The organism is Micromonospora sp. NPDC005161 (genome assembly GCF_053599855.1).
Map to the genome: position 1 here is coordinate 71,189 of NZ_JBSFYQ010000013.1, position 19,130 is coordinate 90,318.

The window sequence follows — 19,130 nt, forward strand, 5'->3', positions numbered from 1 at the left end:
GGCCCCGGTCTCCGGGGCGGGCGAGACCTTCGACTCAGGCTCTTGGAGCCGGGTCGAGGGCGCCCCTGCACCTCCTCCCGGCGTGAACGGGAAGGGTGCCATGGAGGGATTCTTCGCCGCGCTGTTCATCAGCTTCGGCGTCATCTTCGTCGCCGAGCTGGGGGACAAGTCCCAGTTGATGGCGCTGACCTTCGCCACGCGGTTCCGGCCGGTTCCGGTGCTGATCGGCATCACCGTCGCCACGGCGGTGGTGCACCTGGCGTCGGTCGCCATCGGCTCGGGTCTCGGCGCCGTGCTGCCCACCGAGTGGATCACCCTGGTGGCCGGCCTGGCGTTCCTCGCTTTCGGCGCGTGGACCCTGCGCGGGGACAGCCTGACCGACGAGGAGAAGCGCAAGGCCGAGAAGACCAGCAAGTCCGCGATCATCGCGGTCTCGGTGGCGTTCTTCCTGGCCGAACTGGGCGACAAGACGATGCTCGCCACGATCACGCTGGCCACCAAGTACGGCTGGTTCGGCACCTGGCTGGGCTCGACCATCGGCATGGTGGCCGCGGACGCGCTGGCCATCCTGGTCGGCCGCATGCTCGGCCGCCGCCTGCCGGAGAAGGCCATCAAGTACGGCGCCGCGGTGCTCTTCGCCATCTGCGGCCTCTGGCTGATCCTGGAGGCGGTGAGCCAGCTGACCTGAGCGCCGACTACCCGCGCCGGTGGCGGGTAACGGCCCGGGGTGGATACGGCGGAGCTCCTGCGCCAGGGCGACGCGGTACTGGTCGCCGTGGTGGAGGTCGCGGGCGCTCTGGTGATCTTCGTCGGCGCGGTCTGGGCGGCGGTGCGGTTCGTGGTCGAGGGGCTGCGACACCGCACCGCCGCTGTCTTCACGCCGATCCGGCTCACCCTGGGCCGGTTTCTGACCCTCGGTCTGGAGTTCCAGCTGGCGGCCGACGTGCTGCGCACCGCGGTGTCCCCGTCGTTCACCCAGATCGGTCAGCTCGCCGCGATCGCCACGATCCGGACGGCGCTGAACTACTTCCTGGGTCGGGAGATCCGTCAGGAGCAGCGGCAGGTGACCGAGGGGGAGCGCTCCACGTGATGGGCGCGCTGGTCACCGTGGTGACCGCCTTGGCCGTGGTCGCCGCGGTGGTGACCCTGCTCAGCACCGGGGCCGGCCGGAGCGCCGTCCGGGTGCTGTTGGACCTGCTGACCGCGGCCGGTCTGCTCCGGCTGGCCGGCGATCCGAGCTGGGCTTCCCTGGTCGGCTCGGCGGCGATCGTCGCGCTGCGCCAGTTGCTCGGGGTGGCGCTGGGCGCCTTCCCGCCGCGGTCGCGTCGACAATTCCGGCGGCCCTGCGCCGCGGACGATCACCACCTACCGTTGGCGGTACGAGGCGAAACCGGCGCACGTGGAAGGACGACCACATGAGCAGGCACGACGAACCGAACGAGTACGGCTTCGCCGGCGATGCCACCGCTCCCGAGCCGCCGCCCGGCGGGAAGCCGGACGAACAGGACCTCGCCGAGGAGGTGGCGGTGCCCGGCGACGACCTGACCGAGCCGGCGGCCGAGGCGCTGTCCGAGGAGACCGAGGAGCGCCGGCCCGCCGAACGCGGCCGCTGACCGGACGGTGGCGGCGGGCCCCGGTCGACGGCGGCCGCCGGGAAAGCGCTGCGGTCGGCCGCCGGGCTGGGCGTCCCGGTCAGCGGTCGCCGTTGCGCTGATAGACGTCGGGCACGCCGTCGCCGTCGGCGTCCAGCCGCTCCCGCTCCGCCACCCGCCGGTACACGGCGTTGCGACGTACCAGCACGATGGCGGCCAACCCGGCGGAGATCAACGACCCGGTCAGCACGGCCGCCTTGACCCGGTCGTCGGCCGTGCTGCCGGCGCCGAACGCCAGGTCGCCAATGAGCAGCGACACGGTGAACCCGACGCCGGCCAGCATCGCGATCCCGAGCAGGTCGGACCAGGTGATGTCCTCGTCCAGTTCGGCGCGGGTGAACCGAGCCAGCAGGTAGGTCGCCCCGAAGATTCCGATGCTCTTGCCGAATACCAGGCCGGCGACGATGGCGATCACCACCGGGTCGGTCACCAGGGCGCCCAGGTCGGTGCCGCGCAGCGTCACGCCGGCGGCGAACAGGGCGAAGACCGGCACCGCGAAGCCGGCCGACACCGGTCGCCAGCGGTGTTCCAGGTGCGCGGCGAGCCCGCCGGCATCCCCGCTCGCACCGACCGCCGGCCGGTCGGCGGCCTGCGCGCCGCCCGCCCGGCTGCGGGTGGCCAGCACCGGCACGGTGAATCCGAGCAGGACACCGGCCACCGTGGCGTGCACCCCGGAGGCGTGCACCAGGGCCCAGGTGGCCACCGCGAGCGGGATCAGCGCCCACCACCAGGTGCGCCCGCGCCGCACCAGCAGGGCGAAGAGCGCGATCGGCGCCAGCGCGGCGAGCAGCGGTGCCGGATGGAAGTCGGCGGTGTAGAAGATCGCGATGATGGTGATCGCGAACAGGTCGTCGACCACCGCGAGGGTGAGCAGGAAGGCGCGGAGGCCCTGGGGCAGGTGTGAGCTGACCACGGCGAGCACGGCCAGCGCGAAGGCGATGTCGGTGGCGGTCGGGATCGCCCAGCCGCGCAGCCCCTCCCCGCCCGCGGTCAGGACGACCGCCAGGTAGATCAGCGCGGGCAGCAGCATTCCGCCGAGCGCGGCCACCACCGGCAGCGCGGCGCGGCGTGGGTCGCGCAGTTCACCGGCGACGAACTCCCGCTTGAGCTCCAGGCCCACCACGAAGAAGAAGATGGCCAGCAGGCCGTCCGCGGCCCAGGTGGCCAGGTCCAGGTCGAGGTGCCAGCGTGCGCCGCCGGGCCAGGGCGCCCAGTGGCTCAGCCGCGCGTACGAGTCGGCCCACGGGGAGTTCGCCCAGAGCAGCGCGAGCACGGCGCCGAGCAGCAGCAGCGCGCCGCCGACGGTCTCGGTGCGCAGCACGTCGGCCAGGTGCCGGGCCTCAGGCCAGGACGATCGGGAGAACAGCCGTGGCGGCCGGGACCGGTCGGACGGTGGGGTGCGGTCGATCATCGGCGGCGCTCACCTCGGGATGTCGGGACGGCAGGAATCCATTCGCCGACCAGGCTTCCCGGCACACCGCTGTCGACCCTATCCGGGCTCGTCCGTGCCGGCGACCGCAGGGGCGATCCGGTGCCGGCCGATCGGCTGTCGACTTTTCCCCGATGTCACCGCTGCCGAATGGACGTTTCTCGGGTTGGGCATGCGGGCGCACTGTCACCGCTGAAAACGCATAACTCCGGACATAAGGCGTATGAGCGGCTTTAATGGTTTCACGAGTTTACAAACGACCTTGGGGGTTTTCGTGAAGTTCTTTGGCGTAACCGGACCGGCACGGAGGCGCGCCTGATGGACCTGCTCCGCCAACTGCGCCACGTGCGTCGGCACTGGTGGGTCGTGCTGGTCACCGTCATGGTGGCCCTGGGCGTCTCGGCGTTCGTGACCGTACGGGCCCAACCCCGGTACGTCGCCTCGGTGACGTTCTTCGTCACCACCCCCAACCAGGGCGTCGCCGACGCCTATCAGGGTGGGCTCTTCCTTCAGCAGCGCGTCAAGTCGTACGCCGACCTGCTCAGCAGCGACCGACTCGCGCAGAGCGTGGTGGCCGAGAACCCGGTCGGGCTCACCGCGGACGAGGTGCAGCGCCGGGTGAGCACCTCCACCGAGGCCGGCACCGTGCTGCTGCGCGCGTCGATCACCGATACCGACCAGAGTCGGGCGCTGCGGGTGACAGAGACCCTCGCCGCGAAGTTCGTCGAGCTCGTGCAGCGGGTCGAGACGCCACCCGAGGGCAAGGCCCCGATCAAGATCGAGGTGGTCAGCGGTCCCCGGGTCAGCGCCAGCCCGGTCTCGCCGCAGCCGGTACGGAACATGACCCTCGGCGGGCTGGCCGGTCTGCTGCTCGGCGTCGGCCTGGCGATCATGCGCGGCGTGGCCGACGTGCGGCTGCGCGACGCCGCCGGTCTGCAACGTGCCACCGGGAGCCCGCTGCTCGGTGAGATCCCGTTCGAGAGCGGCGCGCGCTCCGCACCGCTGATCGTCGGCGACGCCGCGACCTCGGCGCGGGCCGAGGCGGTCCGCAAGCTGCGCACCAACCTGCGCTTCGTGGACGTGCACGAGCCGGCCCGGGTCATCGCCGTGACCAGCGCTCTGCAGGGCGAGGGCAAGACCACGCTCTCCTGCAACCTGGCCATCGCGTTGGCCGAGGCGGGTTGGCGGGTGCTGCTGGTCGACGCGGACCTGCGCCGCCCCAAGGTCGATGAGTACCTGGGCCTGGACGCCGGGGTCGGCCTCACCGACGTACTGGTCGGTGACGTCCAGGTCGGCGACGTGGTGCAGCGCTGGGGCGACAAGTCCCTGCTCGTGCTGCCCAGCGGTTCCGCCCCGCCAAACCCGAGTGAGCTGCTCGGCTCCAAGGCGATGGCGGACCTGCTGCTGGCACTGCGCGAGTCGGCGGACATCGTGATCATCGACACCGCGCCGCTGCTCGCGGTGACCGACGGTGTGGTGGTGGCCGTGCAGGCCGACGGCGCGCTGCTGGTGACCCAGCAGGGTCGGACCTCCCGGACCCAGGTGGCCGCGGCGGCCCGCTCCCTGCACTCGGTCTCGGTACGGCTGCTCGGCTGCGTGCTGAACATGGCCAAGGTGGCCAAGGCCGAGGCGTACCAGTACGAGGCCTACCGGGTGGTCGCCTCCACGGCCACGCCGTCGGTCCCGACCGACCGGGCGACGCCCGCCCAGCACAGCGAGAGCACCGGGGTCAACGGCGTCAGCGACCGCACCCAGGAACTCACCCGGCTGCCCCGATGAGCGCGGCGAGGGGTCGTAGCGATCGTTCGATCTCCTCGGCGCAGCGTCGGAAGTCGGCGGCGGTGCCGCCGATCGGGTCCCGTAGGTCGTCCGCGTCGGGGGCGGCGGGTTGCAGCCGCCCCCTGGCGTGGGCGGCGGCGGCGATCGCGGCCCGCAGCGAGTCGTCGGCCGACTCGGCCTGCGGCTCAGCCGCCGCGGCCAACCGGCCGAACTGGCGCAGGGTGAACGTCCGGTGCAGCGCGGCCGGCGCCAGCGCGGTGCAGACCGACCGCTGGCGCCGGGTCGCGGTCAGCACCAGCGTCGCGTCCGCCAGATGCTCGGCGCGCAGCGCCCGGCTGCGGAACGGCGCCGGGTTCGCGCCGGCCTCGGCGGCGATCTCCATGGCGTACGGGTGCATGGCGAGTCCGTCCATCGCGTCGGTGCCGGCGCTGGCCACGGTGACCGGCCGGTCGGCGAGCAGTCGGCGGGCCAGGTACTCGGCCATCGGCGACCGGCACAGGTTGGCGTGGCAGACGAACAGCACGCGGTCGACCATTGGTGCCCCTTTCATCGGTACGGACGCGGGCCGACGCACCGCTGGCGCGGTGCGTCGACGCCGGTGGCCGCGCGGGGAGGGGTTGTCGGCATCGTACGCGGACCGGGCCCCCGCCGGTCGCGGTGCCGCGCCGACCGAGGCGGATCCATCGTGGACGGCGGTGGCCCGATGAAGATCGGCATCCTGTCGTACCACTTTCCGCCCGAGCCGGCGTTCATCCCCGGCAGCCTCGCCGAGGAGTTGGCCGCACGGGGGCACGAGGTTCGGGTGCTCACCGGGTTCCCGGACTACCCGGGTGGGCACGTCTACCCGGGCTGGCGCCAGCACTGGCACCACGAGACGCACAGCGAGCGGCTGTCCGTGCGTCGAGTGCCCCGGTACTCTGGTGGCGGCGCGTCCACCGGCGGCAGGATGGCCAGCTATCTCTCCTTCGCCGGCAGCGCGACGCTGACCGCACGCCGGTTCCTCGGCGGCGTGGACGCGCTCTACGTCTTTCAGCTGCCGGCCACCACATTCGCCGCCGCCGGAGTGCTCCGGCTGCTCGGCCGGGTGCCGGCGGTGGTGCACGTGCAGGACGTCTGGGCGCGCGACGGCGGTGACGAGGCCGGCGACGGACGCTGGGCGGCACGGATGGGCGCCGCGATGGCCCGCGTCTACCGGGCCGCCGCGCGGGTCGCCGTGGCCGCGCCGTCGATGCGGGACCTGGTGGTCGCCGCCGGCGCGGACCCGGCCCGGGTCCGGCTGGTGCTGAACTGGACCGACGAGCGGATCTTCCACCCGGCGACGCCCGGGCCGGCGGCCCGCCAGCTGGTCGGGCGCGACGGTCGGTGCGTGGTGATGCACGCCGGGACCATCGGTGCCCGGCAGGGGCTGGAGACCGCGGTACGGGCCGCCGCGGCGCTGGACCGCACGATGGAGCTGGTCCTGGTCGGCTCGGGCAGCGACGAGCGGCGGGTGCGGGGGCTCGCCGCCGACCTGGGCGCGGAGAACGTCCGCTTCGTGGAGCGACGCTCCCCGGTGGACATGCCCGAGCTGTACGCCGCCGCCGACTACCAGCTCGTCATGCTGCGCGACCTGCCGGAGCTGCGGGGCATGGTGCCCGGCAAGCTGCAGGCCGCGCTCTCCTGCGCCGCGCCGGTGGTCGCGTCGGCCGGCGGGGACACCGCCGACCTGGTGGAACGCGTCCGGGCCGGGTTGTCCTGCCCGCCGGAGGACTGGGCCGCGCTGGCCGACCGGTTCTGGCTTGCCGCCACCATCCCCCCGTCCGCGCGCGCGGAGATGGGCCGCCGGGGCCGGGAGGCGTACCTGCGGGAGATGTCGTTGCCGGCCGGAGTGGACCGGATCGAGCGGCTGCTGCACGAGGCGGCCGGCCGGGTCACCGAGCGCGTCGACCCGCGAGGGAACCTCGCGTAAAGGACGAGAATCGCTAAACGGTACGTAGTCCCTCGACGCATGCTAAGAACGTCAGGGATATCGGACCTTCTGTCCGATTCCACCAAATGGGAGTGTGGTGTGACGGAGGAGAGCGAACGACCGAGCCGGCGGCGAAGCCGGTCCAGGCGTCGCCGGCGTGCCCGACTGCGACGGGCCCTCCTGGGTGCCCTGGTGGTCGGCTCGTTGCTGCTCGCGACCGGCGGGTGGATCGGCTTCCGCGGCTGGCAGGCCCGGGCCCACCTGCTCAACGCCGCTGGCTTGGCCCGCGAGCTGAGCGCCCAGGTGGTCGGTGGGGACACCGATCGTGCCCTGCGGACCCTCGCCGCCCTCCAGGAGCAGTCCGGCGCGGCCCGGGCCGCGACCGCCGACCCTGCCTGGAAGCTCGGTCGACGTACCCCGATCGCCGGTGATGATCTCGGCGCGGTCCGACAGATCGCCGTGGCCATCGACGAACTGGCCCGGCAGGAGATCCCGACGCTGCTCCGGATGGACCTGACCAGCCTGGTGCCGACCGAGGGTCGGCTGGATCTGGCACGGCTCAGCGGGGCGTCCGCCGAGCTGTCCCGGGTGGACGGCGCGGTGCAGCGCACCCGTCGCGACCTGGCCGCGGTGCCCGCCGACCGGCTGGTCAGCCAGATCCGGCAGGCGTTGACCGACCTGCGCGGCGAGATCGACCGGCTGGCCGGCCTCACCACGGCCGCCGACCAGGGCGCACGACTGCTGCCGCCGCTACTCGGCGCGAACGGCCCGCGTCGGTACCTGCTGGTCTCGCAGAACCTGGCCGAGTTGCGCGCCACCGGCGGCATGTTCGGCGCGTACGCGATGATCGAGGCCGAGAACGGCCAGGTCAAGATGGGCCAGCAGGGCAGCAGCGCCTCCCTCGGCCGGTTCAGCCCCGCACTGAAGCTGCCCGCCGAGGTCAAGGCGGTCTGGACCGATCTGCCCGGCATCTATCCCGCCGACGTCAATCTGACCCCGCACTTCCCGACCGCCGCCGCGCTGTACCGGGAGATGATCCGCCGCAAGACCGGCACCACGGTCGACGGCGTGCTCGCCGTCGACCCGGTGGTGCTGTCCTACCTGCTCAAGGCGACCGGCCCGGTCCTGGTGCCCGGCGGCGTCCCGCTGGCCAGCGAAAAGGTCGTGCAGACCCTGCTCAGCGACACCTACCAGCGGTTGGACATCAAGGAGCAGGACGCGTTCTTCACGGCGTCCGCCGCGGCGGTGTTTGACGCCTTTTTTAAGAAGAATGTCAACCCTCGGGTGTTGTTGTCCGCTTTCGACCGTGCTATCACCGAACGCCGGATATTGTTCTGGAGTGCCCGACCGGAGGAACAGCGGACGTTCGGCGACAGCCGGATGGCCGGGACGCTTCCGGAACAGGACACCGTGCCGACGGTCGGCGTGTTCCTCAACGACGGCAGCGGCGCGAAGCTCGGCTACTACCTGCGGCCGACGGCGAACCTCACGGTCGGTGAATGCCGGCCCGACGGCCGCCGTGAGCTCCGGCTGCGGGTGACCCTGCGCTCGACGGCGCCGAAGTCCGGACTCAGTGAGTCGGTCCTCGGCCTCGGCATGGCAGGGGACCCGTACACCATCCGCACGCTGGTGTCGATCTTCAGTCCGGCGGGCGGAAGTGTGCTCGACGCGCGCCTCGACGGCACGGAGATCGCCATGGGCAGCGGCACCGAACGACGCCGGCAGGTCGCCACGGCCAACGTCGAGGCGAGCCCCGGCGCCGAACGGGTCTTAGAGGTCACCGTGTTGACCGCGAAGACCGGCGTCGGACAGGCCGAGCTGTGGCTGACCCCCACCGCCAGCCCTTGGACCACCCGAGTTCACTCCGCACCAAGCTGTGACCAGTAGGAGGGAACCAATCATGCGGCTATCCCGCATCATCATGGCGCTCACGGTCGGCCTGGCCGTGGTGGCCGTGCCGACCGCGGCGGGGGCGGCACAGCCGCAGCCGCAGCCGCAGCCGCAGCCGTCGCCGTCGATCACGGACACGCCACAGCCACCGCCGTACGTGCCCGCACCCCCATTGCTGACCGTCAACCGGCCGACGATCTACCTCGGCGAGACGGTCGTGCTGACCGGCACCGGCTTCGGTCGGAACGAGACCGTCAACATCGTCGTGTCGGTCACGCCGCTGGCGGCCCCGGCCGCCGGTCAGGCGCCGGCGCAGCGACGGCAGCACCGTGGCGATGGCCCCGGTGGCGTACCAGGCGAGCGCGCCGCTGAACTTCACGGCGCGTACCAACTACCAGGGCCGGTTCAGCAAGAGCTACCGGCCGTCGGTGACGGGTCTGCTGACCTTCACCGCCGGTCGGGAGTCCGACCGGAGCGCCAGCACGGAGCTTCGGGTGCTGCACAAGAAGCAGCCGCTGCCCGTCACTGGTAGCAGCCTCAGCACGCCCATGAAGCTCGGCGGCGGCCTGGTCGGCGCCGGCGCGGTCATGCTGCTGCTGACCCTCGCGTGGCGTCGTCGCCAGCGCTTTGGTGGGGCCGCGCACTGATCGGCACCGCGAACCCGGGCAGGGCCCGGTAGCACCTCAGGCTGGCGTCCGTCGGAGTATCCGACGGGCGCCAGCCTGCCTGTGCCTTGACGCCGGTGCGCCTTCCGCGGCGTGCCTCTCTGCTGGGCCTGCCGTTCTGCGGGGTCGGTTGGCCGGTGTGCCGGGTTGGTGCGGGGTGGGGCCCGCCGTGCCCGGCTCCGGGCGGTCAGGCTTGATCCCTGCGCCGGGCACGGCGGGCCCCACCCCGCACCAACCCGGCACACCGGCCAAAGCCAGAGTTACACGCACCTCGGTGCGCCGGACCCAGGATGGGCGGTGGCGGATCCCGCAATGCAACCCCGAGGCAAATACGACATCCGACCACGCCCCACCCAGGAACCCCGCGACGGTCGAAGGCCTGGAACAGGTCATAGGGTGGTCCCGTGGCGACCCTTCTGCTTCTGCGACACGGCCGGACCACCGCGAACGCGGACGGTGGGCTGGCCGGCCGCCAGCCCGTCGAGTTGGACGAGACGGGCCGGGCCCAGGCGACCGCGGTGGGCGAGCGGCTGCGGGAGGTGCCGCTCGCGGCGGTGGTGACCAGTCCGCTGATCCGCTGCCGGCAGACCCTGGAACTGGCGCTTCCGCAGGCCGCTCCGGTGGTTGAGGAGGGGTTGATCGAGTGTGACTACGGCAGCTGGGAGGGACAGCCACTGAAGAAGCTCGCCAAGGAGTCGCTCTGGCCGGTGGTCCAGCAGCACCCCAGCGCGGTGGTCTTCCCGGACGGGGAGGCGATGGCCGCGATGGCGGCGCGTGCGGTGGCGGCGGTGCGCTCGTGGGACGCCCGGGTGAGCGCCGAGCACGGGCCTGAGGCGGTCTGGCTGGCGTGCAGCCACGGTGATGTGATCAAGGCCATCGTGGCGGACGCGCTCGGCGTACACCTGGATCTTTTTCAGCGGATCGTGGCCGACCCGGCGTCGGTGACCGCGATCCGGTTCACGCCGCTGCGGCCCTTTCTGGTCCGGCTCAACGACACCGGCGGCGATCTCGCCGCCCTGGTGCCGCCGCCGCGCAAGCGGCGTCGGCGGGCGACCCGCGCGGGTGATTCCGACGCGGCCGTCGGCGGTGGGGCTGGTGCGCCGCGATGACGCCGTCTCGGGTGCCGGCAGGCGGCCGAGAGGTCGCCACGCCCGGGTACAGCCACCGGTACGCCGGGCGCGCCGCCGCCAGGGCGATTCGGGTCGGTGGGGTGCGCGATGCCATGGCGGGCCGGATAGGGTCGTGGGTATGACCCACCAGGTGCACGTCTTCGAGCCGCCGGAGCGGTTCGTCGCCGGGACCGTCGGCCCGCCGGGGGAGCGCGCGTTCTTCCTGCAGGCTCGCGGCGGCGGCCGGCTGGTCAGCGTCGCGCTGGAGAAGGTCCAGGTGTCCCTGCTCGCCGAGAAGCTGGAAGAGCTGCTCACCGAGGCGCAGCGGCGCTTCGGCGTGGACCTGCCCGAGCTGGCGCCGGTGGTGGGCGACAACGAGCCGCTGGACACTCCGGTCGACGAGGAGTTCCGGGTCGGGACCCTCGGGCTGGCCTTCGACGTGGACACCGCGACCGTGGTGATCGAAGCGATCGCCGCCGGCGAGGTGGAAGCCGAGGTCGAGCTGGACGACGAGGACGACGAGGACGACGACGAGGACGACGAGCCGGACGAGGACCTGGACCGGCTCCGGGTCCGGCTCACCCCGCAGGCAACCCGCCAGTTCATCGAGCGGGCCCGGCGAGTGGTGAACGCGGGCCGGCCGCCGTGCCCGCTGTGCGGCCAGCCGTTGGACCCCGCCGGGCACCTCTGCCCGCGGCACAACGGTTACCACCGGTGACGTCGTCCGGCCTCCAGCCCCGCCAGGACGGCGACGCCGCGCTGCGGCTGTTGCGTGACGGCGCGCTCGACCTGGAGGGGCGGCTGGTCGACGCGTCGAACACCACCCTGCGCGGCATCCTGACGCTGGACGACCTCTCTGCGCGCTGTGTCTACAAGCCGGTCCGTGGCGAGCGCCCCCTCTGGGACTTCCCCGACGGCACCCTCGCGGGCCGGGAGGTCTCCGCGTACCTGGTCTCCCGGGACAGCGGCTGGGACCTGGTGCCGCCCACCGTGCTCCGGGACGGCCCGTTCGGGCCAGGCTCCTGCCAGCTCTGGATCGACGAGCCGGAGGACGCCGAGCCGCTGGTCGGGTTCGTGCCCGCCGAGGAGCTGCCGCCGCGCTGGTTCCCGATCGCCGCCGCCCGTGACGACGACGGCGCCGCGTACGCGCTGGCACATGCCGACGACCCGCGGCTGGCCCGGCTCGCGGTGCTCGACGCGGTGATCAACAATGCCGACCGTAAGGGTGGCCACGTGCTGGTCGGCGCCGACGACCGGATCTACGGCGTGGACCACGGGGTGAGCTTCCACGTCGAGGACAAGCTGCGTACGGTCCTCTGGGGCTGGTCCGGGAAGCAGCTGCCACCGGACGCCGTGGAGATGCTCGACGGGCTCGCCGGCCAGGTCTCCGGGGCGCTCGGCGCGGAGCTGGCCGACCACCTGACGATCAGCGAGATCGCCGAGTTGGCCGCCCGGATCGACGTGTTGCGGCAGACCGGCCGTTTCCCGCAGCCGTCCGAGGACTGGCCGGCGGTGCCCTGGCCGCCCATGTGATCCACTGTCATTTTGATCACCCGTGGGGCGGCCCGGGGCGGTCGTGGGGCTGGCTAGGCTGAGGCCATGGAGTCTTGGGCGGGACACGAGGTGCCACGGCTGCCGGGCAGGGGCGAGCCGTTGGCGTTGTACGACTCGGCACGGCAGGGTGTCCACCCGAGTGAGCCGGCCGACGCGGGGAGCATGTACGTCTGCGGCATCACCCCGTACGACGCCACGCACCTGGGTCACGCCGCCACCATGATCACCTTCGACCTGGTGCAGCGGGTGTGGCGCGACGCCGGCCGTCCGGTGCGGTACGTGCAGAACGTCACCGACATCGACGACCCGCTGCTGGAGCGGGCCGCCCGTGACGGCGAGGACTGGGTGGTCCTGGCGATGCGCGAGACGGCGCTGTTCCGGGAGGACATGGAGGCGCTGCGGATCATCCCGCCGGAGCACTACGTGGGCGCGGTCGAGTCGATCCCGGACATCGCCGACAAGGTCGAGGTGCTGCTCAAGGACGGGGCCGCGTACCAGCTCGACGACGGCACCGGCGACGTCTACTTCGACGTCTCCGCCACCGGCCGGTACGGCTACGAGTCCAACCTGACCCGGGAGCAGATGCTGGAGATCTTCCCGGAGCGCGGCGGTGACCCGGACCGGGCCGGCAAACGCGACCCGCTGGACCCGCTGCTGTGGCGTGGCGCCCGCGAGGGCGAGCCGTCCTGGCCGGGCGGGGAGCTGGGCCCGGGCCGCCCCGGTTGGCACATCGAGTGCGCGGTGATCGCGCTGAACCTGCTCGGCGACCGGATCGACGTGCAGGGCGGCGGCAACGACCTGCTGTTTCCGCACCACGAGGCGTCCGCCGCGCACGCCGAGCGGCTCACCGGTCAGGCGCCGTTCGCGGAGCACTACGTGCACGCCGGAATGATCGGCCTGGACGGCGAGAAGATGTCCAAGTCCCGCGGCAACCTGGTCTTCGTCTCCCGGCTGCGCGCCGACAAGGTCGACCCGATGGCGGTCCGGCTGGCCCTGATGTCCGGGCATTACCGCAGCGACCGCACGTGGACCGACGAGCTGCTGACCGCCGCTCAGGAGCGGCTGGCGCGCTGGCGCCGGGCCGCCGCCGCGCCCGCCGGGCCGTCCGGGGCCGAGCTGCTGGCCGGGGTACGCGAACGCCTGGCCGACGACCTCGACAGCCCCGGTGCCCTGGCCGTCGCCGACAACTGGGCCGACGCAACCCTCGCCGGCGCGAAGGACGACCCGGAGGCCCCAGCCCTTTTCGCCAAGACGGTGGACGCCCTCCTCGGCATCCACCTCTAACCACCAGCGCCGCCGCGCTGCGCTGCGCTGCGTCGCGTCGTGATCGACTCGGTTTCCATGAAGGCGCGGTGTCCGGGCCGGTGCGACGCACCGATTTCCAGGAAGCCGAGTCGATCACCGCGCAACGTCGAGTCGATCATGACGTTGGCGGGCGATTCGATCTCTGCTGGACCCGTCAACCTCATGGTCGACAGGAGTGAGCAGGGGGCAGGCGCTGAGCTGGGGGTCCGGTTCAGCCCAGGACCAGGCCCGAGTCGGGGGTTGGGTCTGGGGTTGGGGCGGGGATCTTGTACTCCTCGGTGAGGGTGGTCATTGGGCCGGGCCAGGTGGCCTGGGCCACCTCGATCGGCTTGTGGTGGGCGTCGTACGCGACGTGCAGCAGGTGCAGCACCGGCGTGTCGGGCCGGATCTGAAGGGTCTCGGCCTCGTCCCGGCTGGGCTGGCGCGCGCTGATCGTGTCGGTGGCTGAGACGTACCGCCGTCCGGTGGCCTCCTCGGCCTCCTGGTAGAGCGGCCGGCCGAACGCCTCGGCGCGCTCCAGCGAGGTGCCGGCGGTGTCGGCGGGCAGGAACCAGGAGGCGCCCACCTCGACGGGGGAGTCGTCGGTGCGCACGAGGTGCCGGCGGCAGAGCAGGTCGGTGCCGTCGGGCACCCCGAACGCGTCGGCGACCTCGGCCGGGGCGGGGGAGCGGCCGACCGAGACGAGCTGTTGCCGGTACCGGGCGGCCAGGTCGGTGTGGTAGCCGCGGAAGCCGCCGTACCGGCCGCGGGAGAGCCGGTTGAGCCGGCGGCGGGTGCCCCGGACGTACGTACCGGAGCCGGGTTTGGTGATCAGAATGCCCTCGACCCGCAGCTGGTCGACGGCGCGTTGCACGGTCTGCTTGGCGACGCCGAACATCTCGGCGATGGCCGGGATGGACGGCAGCCGCTCGCCCGGCGCCCAGTCACCGCGGCGGACCTGGGCCTTGAGCTGCGCGGCGATCTGCCGGTGCGGGAACTCCGCGGCCCCGGGGTTGATCTGCATACCCGCCTCCTTGATCACAGCTAGGTTCCTAGGATGCCCTAGAGGGTGTGACCTCGCCACCCCGCACACCCGGGAGAAGACGAAAACGGGCCCCGGACCAGAAGGTCCAGGGCCCGAACGTGAACGGGGGAGAGGCGTTACCAGGAGCCGGCGGTGGGGCCCGCCGAACCGCCCCGACGCCGCAGGTACTTCTCGAACTCCTGAGCGATCTCGTCACCGGTCAACGGGGTGATCCCCTCGTCGCCGACCCGCTCCTCCAGCTCGCGGACGTACTCGCCGAGCTCGGCGTCCTGCTCGGCGGCGCTGCGCACACGCTGCTCCCACTCGGCGGACTCCTCGGCCAGGTCGGCCATCGGCACCGGCAGGTCGACGACCTCCTCGACCCGGTGCAGCAGGGCGAGGGTGGCCTTCGGGCAGGGCGGGTTGTTGGCGTAGTGCGGCACGTGCACCCAGAACGACACGGCGTCCACCTCGGCACGGCTGCACGCGTCGTGCAGCACGCCCACGATGCCGGTCGGCCCGTCGTACCGGGTGGGGGTGAGCTGGTAGCGCTCGGCGGCCTGCGCGTCGGAGGCGCTGCCGCTGATCGGCAGCGGCCGGGTGTACGGCACGTCGGCGAGCAACGCGCCGAGAAGCACCACCCGCTCCACCTCGAGGCTGTGGCAGATCTCCAGCACCTGCTCGCAGAACGTCCGCCAGCGCATGCTCGGCTCGATGCCCCGGATCAGCACCACGTCCCGATCGGTACCCTCCGGGCTGGCCACCATGAAGCGGGTCGTCGGCCACTCCACCCGGCGGGTCTCCCCGTCGGCCATCGTGATGGTCGGCCGGCTGACCTGGAAGTCGTAGAAGTCCTCCGGATCCAGCTCGGTGACCGGCCGGGCGTTCCACACCTGCTCCAGGTGCTCGACCGCGGCGGTGGACGCGTCGGCCGCGTCGTTCCAGCCCTCGAACGCGGCGATGGCCACCGGGGACCGCAGCACCGGCAGTCCGTCGAACTCGGTCACGCCGTCACCTCACCCTGCTTGTCGCGGCCGACGCCGGGACCGTGCCCGGTCGTCGGGCCGTGGGGCACGGTGGCGTCCCTGTTGTCCTTCACGTCCGTCAGCCTACGTGCCGGGCCGGGGTGCGGCCCGTCGGCCGCGCCGGTCGGCCGGACCCACGACCAGGCATACAATGACGAACCGGACAGGGTGATCCCGCTGACACAATATGGGATCGGGCGCGGACGGCGGTGGGGTGCGATGGCGACCGCACTAACCTGAACGGGTGCGGACTTCGTTGATGGATGTGCTGGCCGACCGGATCCTCATCGCCGACGGGGCGATGGGCACGATGCTGCAGGCCGCGGACCTCACGCTCGACGACTTCGACGGGCTGGAGGGATGCAACGAGATCCTCAACGTCACCCGGCCGGACGTGGTGCGCGGAGTGCACGACGCCTACCTGGCCGCCGGCGCGGACTGCGTGGAGACCAACACGTTCGGCGCCAACCTGGCCAACCTCGGCGAGTACGACATCCCGCACCGCATCCGGGAGCTGTCCGAGGCGGGGGCCCGGATCGCCCGGGAGGCCGCCGACGCGGCCAGCACCCCGCAGCGGCCCCGGTTCGTGCTCGGCTCGATCGGGCCGGGCACCAAGCTGCCCACCCTCGGGCACGCCGACTACGCCACCCTGCGCGACGCGTACCAGGAGAACGCCGCCGGGCTGATCGTCGGCAGGGCGGACGCGCTGATCATCGAGACCTGCCAGGACCTGCTCCAGGTCAAGGCGGCGGTGGTCGGGTCGAAGCGGGCGATGGCCGAGCTGGGCCAGCCGGTGCCGATCATCTGCCACGTCGCCGTGGAGACCACCGGCACGATGCTGGTGGGCAGTGAGATCGGCGCGGCGCTGGCGGCGATCGAGCCGCTCGGGGTGGACCTGATCGGGTTGAACTGTTCCACCGGCCCGGCGGAGATGAGCGAGCACCTGCGGTACCTGTCGCAGCACTCCCGCATCCCCCTGTCGGTGATGCCGAACGCCGGCCTGCCGGTGCTGACCGCCGACGGCGCGTACTTCCCGCTCACTCCCGTGGAGCTGGCCGACGCGCTGGAGCGGTTCAGCACCGAGTACGGCGTGGGCCTGGTCGGCGGCTGTTGCGGCACCACGCCGGAGCACATCCGGGTGCTGGCCGAGCGGCTGCACGGCGTCACGGCCGCGTCGCGTGAGCCGCGGCACGAAGCCGGCGTCTCGTCGGTGTACCACCCGGTGCCGTTCGCCCAGGACGCCTCGGTGCTGATGGTGGGGGAGCGGACCAACGCCAACGGCTCCAAGGCGTTCCGGGAGGCGATGCTGGCCGGCGACTGGCGGGCCTGTGTGGAGATCGCCCGCAGTCAGGCGCGCGACGGCTCGCACCTGCTCGACCTCTGCGTGGACTACGTCGGCCGCGACGGCACCCAGGACATGCGGGAGTTGGCCGGTCGGTTCGCCACCGCGTCGACGCTGCCGATCATGCTGGACTCCACCGAGCCGGCCGTCGTCGAGGCCGGGCTGGAGATGCTCGGCGGCCGGTGCGTGGTCAACTCGGTGAACTTCGAGGACGGTGACGGCCCCGACTCCCGGTACGCGCGGGTGATGCCGGTCGTGCGGGAGCACGGCGCGGCGGTGGTCGCGCTGCTCATCGACGAGGAGGGGCAGGCGCGTACCCGGGACTGGAAGGTCCGGGTCGCGGGGCGGCTGATCGACGACCTGACCGGCCGCTGGGGGATGGACCGCGGCGACATCCTGATCGACGCGCTGACCTTCCCGATCGCCACCGGGCAGGAGGAGACGCGCCGCGACGGCATCGAGACGATCGAGGCGATCCGGGAGATCGCCCGCCGCTATCCGGGGGTCAATTTCACGCTGGGTATCTCGAACATCTCCTTCGGGCTCAACCCGGCGGCCCGGCAGGTGCTCAACTCGGTGTTCCTGCACGAGTGCGTGCAGGCCGGCCTGACCTCGGCGATCGTGCACGCCAGCAAGATCCTGCCGATGTCGAAGATCCCCGAGGCGCAGCGCGAGGTCGCACTGGACCTGGTCTACGACCGGCGCCGCGAGGGGTACGACCCGGTGCAGCGCTTCCTCGAGCTCTTCGAGGGGGTCGACGTGACCAGCGCGCGGGCCAGCCGGGCGCAGGAGTTGGCGGCGCTGCCGCTCGACGAGCGGCTCAAGCGGCGGATCATCGACGGCGAGCGCAACGGCTTGGAGGCGGACCTGGACGCCGCGATGGCCGGCGGCCGGGCCCCGCTGTCGATCATCAACGACATCCTGCTGGACGGGATGAAGGTGGTCGGCGAGCTGTTCGGCTCCGGGCAGATGCAGCTGCCGTTCGTGCTCCAGTCCGCCGAGGTGATGAAGACCGCGGTGGCCTACCTGGAGCCGCACATGGAGACCACCGAGGACGGCGGCAAGGGCCGGATCGTGCTGGCCACCGTGCGCGGCGACGTGCACGACATCGGCAAGAACCTGGTCGACATCATCCTGTCCAACAACGGCTACGAGGTGGTCAACATCGGCATCAAGCAGCCGATCAGCGCCATCCTGGACGCCGCCGAGCAGCATCGGGCCGACGCGATCGGCATGTCCGGGCTGCTGGTCAAGAGCACCGTGATCATGAAGGAAAACCTCGCCGAGATGGCCACCCGCGGGGTCGCGGAGCGCTGGCCGGTGCTGCTGGGCGGGGCGGCGCTCACCCGGGCCTACGTCGAGGACGACCTGCGGTCGACGTTCCCCGGGCAGGTGCACTACGCGCGGGACGCGTTCGAGGGGCTGTCCCTGATGGACCGGGTGATGACCGCCAAGCGCGGCGGCGCGCCGGTGATCGACCCGGAGCGGGAGGCGGCTCTCGCGGCCCGTCGAGCCCGCCGCGAACGGCAGCGGTCGATGGTCAGCGAGTCGCTGCCGGAGCTGCACGACTCCTCGGTCCGCTCCGACGTGGCCGCGGACGTGGCGGTGCCCACCCCGCCGTTCTTCGGCACCCGGGTGGTCAAGGGTGTGCCGATGGCCGACTACGCGGCGCTGCTCGACGAGCGGGCCACCTTCCGCGGGCAGTGGGGGCTGAACGGCGCCCGGGGCGGCAGCGGACCGTCCTACGAGGAGCTGGTGGAGACCGAGGGCAGGCCACGCCTGCGCTACTGGCTGGACCGGCTGATCGCCGACCAGGTGCTGGAGGCAGCCGTCGTGTACGGCTACTTCCCCGCGTACTCCGAAGGCAATGACCTGGTGGTGCTCGACGAGAACGGGCACGCGGAGCGCGCCCGGTTCTCCTTCCCCCGGCAGCGGCAGGAGCGACGGCTCTGCCTCGCGGACTTCTTCCGGCCCAAGGGCGACCAGCTCGATGTGGTCGCGTTGCAGCTGGTCACGGTCGGCCAGCCGGTCAGCGAGTACGCGGCGAAGCTGTTCGCCCGCAACGAGTACCGCGACTACCTGGAGGTGCACGGCCTCTCGGTGCAGCTCACCGAGGCCCTCGCCGAGTACTGGCACCGGCGCATCCGCGCCGAGCTGACCCTGCCCGACGGCCGCCCGCTCGCCGCCGACGACCCGGCGGACCTGGCCGGCCTGCTGCGCAACGACTACCGGGGCTGCCGGTACGCGTTCGGCTACCCGGCCTGCCCCGACCTGGAGGACCGGGCGAAGATCGTGCAGCTGCTCGGGTCGGAGCGGATCGGCGTGGAGCTGTCCGAGGAGTTCCAGCTGATGCCCGAGCAGGCCACCGACGCCATCGTGGTCCACCACCCGGAGGCGAGCTACTTCAACGCCAAGTAACGAGTGCAGGT

At 72.3% G+C, this 19,130-nt stretch carries 17 protein-coding genes; 13 read left to right on the forward strand and 4 right to left on the reverse strand.

Going from position 1 to position 19,130, the window contains the following annotated elements; translation table 11 throughout:
• Positions 1-100: 100 nt before the first annotated feature.
• From ACWD5O_RS15100 to ACWD5O_RS15115, 4 genes are read left to right on the forward strand one after another with little or no spacing between them, the layout of a single operon-like run.
• On the forward strand, positions 101-688 hold the full coding sequence (locus tag ACWD5O_RS15100; protein ID WP_450085641.1) for a TMEM165/GDT1 family protein: 588 nt from the start codon (positions 101-103) through the stop codon (positions 686-688).
• Positions 689-727: 39 nt separating this feature from the next.
• Positions 728-1,090 (forward strand): DUF1622 domain-containing protein, encoded by a 363-nt coding sequence (locus tag ACWD5O_RS15105; RefSeq protein WP_450085642.1) that lies wholly within the window; start codon positions 728-730, stop codon positions 1,088-1,090.
• Complete coding sequence (locus tag ACWD5O_RS15110; RefSeq protein WP_450085643.1) at positions 1,090-1,419, forward strand: hypothetical protein; 330 nt, start codon at positions 1,090-1,092, stop codon at positions 1,417-1,419. Before ACWD5O_RS15105 ends, ACWD5O_RS15110 begins: the two co-directional genes overlap by 1 nt.
• Entirely contained in the window at positions 1,416-1,613 is a 198-nt protein-coding gene (locus ACWD5O_RS15115) for a hypothetical protein (protein WP_354962179.1), read from the forward strand. The genes ACWD5O_RS15110 and ACWD5O_RS15115 overlap by 4 nt, the downstream gene beginning before the upstream one ends.
• Positions 1,614-1,692: 79 nt before the next feature.
• On the opposite strand, the gene nhaA is transcribed toward ACWD5O_RS15115, so the two are convergent.
• Positions 1,693-3,063, reverse strand: coding sequence for a Na+/H+ antiporter NhaA (nhaA, locus tag ACWD5O_RS15120; protein ID WP_450085644.1), 1,371 nt, complete (start codon positions 3,061-3,063; stop codon positions 1,693-1,695).
• 336 nt (positions 3,064-3,399) lie between these two features.
• On the opposite strand from nhaA, the gene ACWD5O_RS15125 reads away from it, so the two are divergent.
• Positions 3,400-4,860, forward strand: coding sequence for a polysaccharide biosynthesis tyrosine autokinase (locus ACWD5O_RS15125; RefSeq protein ID WP_450085645.1), 1,461 nt, complete (start codon positions 3,400-3,402; stop codon positions 4,858-4,860).
• Here ACWD5O_RS15125 and ACWD5O_RS15130 read toward each other — a convergent pair.
• A complete protein-coding gene (locus ACWD5O_RS15130) occupies positions 4,841-5,395 on the reverse strand; it encodes an arsenate reductase/protein-tyrosine-phosphatase family protein (RefSeq protein WP_450085646.1) in 555 nt (184 codons plus the stop codon). The genes ACWD5O_RS15125 and ACWD5O_RS15130 overlap by 20 nt on opposite strands.
• Before the next feature lie 168 nt (positions 5,396-5,563).
• On the opposite strand from ACWD5O_RS15130, the gene ACWD5O_RS15135 reads away from it, so the two are divergent.
• The 7 genes from ACWD5O_RS15135 to mshC all read left to right on the forward strand — a co-directional run bounded on the left by ACWD5O_RS15135 (position 5,564) and on the right by mshC (position 13,310).
• The gene (locus ACWD5O_RS15135) at positions 5,564-6,808 is read left to right on the forward strand and encodes a glycosyltransferase family 4 protein (protein WP_354962175.1); all 1,245 of its coding nucleotides are present in this window, start codon (positions 5,564-5,566) and stop codon (positions 6,806-6,808) included.
• A gap of 192 nt (positions 6,809-7,000) precedes the next feature.
• Complete coding sequence (locus tag ACWD5O_RS15140; RefSeq protein ID WP_450085647.1) at positions 7,001-8,695, forward strand: DUF4012 domain-containing protein; 1,695 nt, start codon at positions 7,001-7,003, stop codon at positions 8,693-8,695.
• A gap of 332 nt (positions 8,696-9,027) precedes the next feature.
• Positions 9,028-9,345 carry a hypothetical protein gene (locus tag ACWD5O_RS15145; RefSeq protein WP_450085648.1) on the forward strand — a complete coding sequence of 106 codons (318 nt, stop codon included), beginning with the start codon at positions 9,028-9,030 and terminating at the stop codon, positions 9,343-9,345.
• A 422-nt stretch (positions 9,346-9,767) separates the two neighbouring features.
• Positions 9,768-10,472 carry an MSMEG_4193 family putative phosphomutase gene (locus ACWD5O_RS15150; RefSeq protein ID WP_450085649.1) on the forward strand — a complete coding sequence of 235 codons (705 nt, stop codon included), beginning with the start codon at positions 9,768-9,770 and terminating at the stop codon, positions 10,470-10,472.
• Positions 10,473-10,611: 139 nt separating this feature from the next.
• Positions 10,612-11,190 carry a DUF3090 domain-containing protein gene (locus tag ACWD5O_RS15155; protein ID WP_450085650.1) on the forward strand — a complete coding sequence of 193 codons (579 nt, stop codon included), beginning with the start codon at positions 10,612-10,614 and terminating at the stop codon, positions 11,188-11,190.
• Positions 11,187-12,005, forward strand: a complete 819-nt coding sequence (locus ACWD5O_RS15160; RefSeq protein WP_450006430.1) for an SCO1664 family protein — start codon at positions 11,187-11,189, stop codon at positions 12,003-12,005. Before ACWD5O_RS15155 ends, ACWD5O_RS15160 begins: the two co-directional genes overlap by 4 nt.
• Positions 12,006-12,071: 66 nt before the next feature.
• The gene (mshC, locus tag ACWD5O_RS15165) at positions 12,072-13,310 is read left to right on the forward strand and encodes a cysteine--1-D-myo-inosityl 2-amino-2-deoxy-alpha-D-glucopyranoside ligase (RefSeq protein ID WP_450085651.1); all 1,239 of its coding nucleotides are present in this window, start codon (positions 12,072-12,074) and stop codon (positions 13,308-13,310) included.
• A 232-nt stretch (positions 13,311-13,542) separates the two neighbouring features.
• Here mshC and ACWD5O_RS15170 read toward each other — a convergent pair whose 3' ends face one another.
• Together ACWD5O_RS15170 and ACWD5O_RS15175 are read right to left on the reverse strand one after the other, a co-directional pair.
• Positions 13,543-14,334: a GntR family transcriptional regulator gene (locus ACWD5O_RS15170; protein ID WP_450085652.1), complete on the reverse strand. Its 792-nt coding sequence runs from the start codon at positions 14,332-14,334 to the stop codon at positions 13,543-13,545.
• A gap of 137 nt (positions 14,335-14,471) precedes the next feature.
• Positions 14,472-15,341 (reverse strand): PAC2 family protein, encoded by an 870-nt coding sequence (locus tag ACWD5O_RS15175; RefSeq protein WP_450085653.1) that lies wholly within the window; start codon positions 15,339-15,341, stop codon positions 14,472-14,474.
• Positions 15,342-15,618: 277 nt separating this feature from the next.
• On the opposite strand from ACWD5O_RS15175, the gene metH reads away from it, so the two are divergent.
• A complete protein-coding gene (gene metH, locus ACWD5O_RS15180) occupies positions 15,619-19,119 on the forward strand; it encodes a methionine synthase (RefSeq protein WP_450085713.1) in 3,501 nt (1,166 codons plus the stop codon).
• The last annotated feature ends 11 nt before the right edge of the window (positions 19,120-19,130 follow it).